The 1,875-nt window shown below is 65.3% G+C and carries 2 protein-coding genes; both read left to right on the plus strand.

The window, feature by feature from the left end:
* The coding region (locus HMPREF0044_RS07600; protein WP_006547554.1) for an HAD-IC family P-type ATPase at positions 1–905 on the plus strand (905 nt) is incomplete at its 5' end.
* 47 nt (positions 906–952) lie between these two features.
* A complete protein-coding gene (locus HMPREF0044_RS07605) occupies positions 953–1,507 on the plus strand; it encodes a YdhK family protein (protein WP_006547555.1) in 555 nt (184 codons plus the stop codon).
* Positions 1,508–1,875: the final 368 nt, after the last annotated feature.

Below are 1,875 nucleotides of genomic sequence, written 5' to 3' on the forward strand. Positions count from 1 at the left end.
ACCCCGTGGCCCGCGCCATCGTGGCGGCCGCGGCCGCCCATCCCGAGGCCTCCCGTCGGCAAATCCGTGCAACTGGTTTCAGCGCCGCCTCCGGCCGGGGGGTCCGGGCCACTGTCGATGGCGCTGAGATCCGCGTGGGCGGGCCGAACATGCTGCGCGAGTTCAACCTCACTACCCCGGCCGAGCTCACCGACACCACCAGCGCCTGGACCGGGCGTGGGGCCGGTGTGCTCCATATTGTCCGCGACGGTCAGATCATCGGTGCGGTGGCCGTCGAGGACAAGATCCGCCCCGAATCCCGCGCCGCCGTGAAAGCCCTGCAGGACCGCGGGGTGAAGGTCGCGATGATCACCGGTGACGCGCAGCAGGTGGCCCAGGCGGTTGGCCAGGACCTGGGGATCGATGAAGTCTTCGCCGAGGTCCTGCCCCAGGACAAAGACACCAAGGTCACCCAGTTACAGGAGCGTGGCCTGAGCGTGGCCATGGTCGGCGACGGTGTCAACGACGCCCCGGCCCTGGCCCGCGCCGAGGTCGGCATCGCCATCGGGGCCGGCACGGATGTGGCGATGGAATCCGCCGGAGTGGTCCTGGCCAGTGACGATCCCCGGGCGGTGTTGTCAATGATTGAGCTCTCGCGGGCCAGCTACCGCAAGATGATCCAGAACCTGATCTGGGCCTCTGGCTACAACATCCTCGCCGTGCCGCTGGCCGCCGGAGTGCTCGCCTCGATCGGGTTCGTGCTGTCCCCGGCCGTGGGCGCAATCTTGATGTCTGCCTCGACCATCGTGGTGGCGCTTAACGCCCAGCTGTTGCGCCGCATTGATCTGGAGCCGGCTCACCTGGCTCCGACCGACGGGAAGGGAGAATACAGTGGGTCGATATCCCCCGTAACCGTTACTGACTGACCTTGTCTCTCGACCCCTAACTCACACCACCTTTGAAAGGAACGCTCATGAAACGCAGCATTACCCTCGCCGCCTTGGTACTGACCTCCACCCTGGCGCTGACCGCCTGCAGCGACACCACCAGCAACACGACGGCAACCGTAGAGTCCAACGAGACCCACGGCGGGCACGACCACCCTGTCGACGGCGGGGCACCGCCGGCAGGCATTGAAGAGGCCGAGGATCCCACGTACCCGGTGGGCACCGAGGTCATCCTCACCGCTGACCACATGCCCGGCATGGACGGGGCTACCGCCACCATTTCCGGGGCCTTCGACACCACCACCTACTCGGTCAGCTACACCCCGACTGACGGTGGTGAGCCAGTCACCGATCACCGGTGGGTCGTGCACGAGGAGCTTGTCGACCCGGGCGAGGCACCGCTCCCCGGCGGCACCAAGGTGGTCCTGAACGCCGAGCACATGCCGGGAATGCAGGGCGCGACCGCCACCATCGATTACTCCACCGAGGAGACGGTCTACATGGTTAATCTCACCGTCGACGGGATGACGGTGACCAACCACAAGTGGGTCACCGAGAGCGAGATCCAACCCGCCGAATAGTCCACCCGCCCTGAACCGCGAGACCAGACAAGGCACCCGCTCCAGAGTCGGTCATCAATCGCTGCCGACCATGCCGCAGCACTCCAGCCACACACGGAACCTGCACGCCCACAGGGCCCACGCTGAGGTAGACCTTCTGTGTCACTGCTTCTCTTAGTCATGGGAAATATGCCCTGGAATGACCCTGGTGACAGGAGTTCATTCCAGGGCTTTGTCTCTGCTCACAGGCCCGGTCTCTTGGGGTACCTGCATCCGCCCAGCGAGGTTGCGGAACAACCACCGCACCAGTTGCCGGGAAGGTCGTGAGTGGGTCGCCGCAGGCTAAAGTAATGCGCTCTAATTCCGGAAGCGTTGCGTCACTCTGGAGG

The organism is Gleimia coleocanis DSM 15436 (assembly GCF_000159015.1).
Taxonomy (GTDB): Bacteria; Actinomycetota; Actinomycetes; order Actinomycetales; family Actinomycetaceae; genus Gleimia; species Gleimia coleocanis.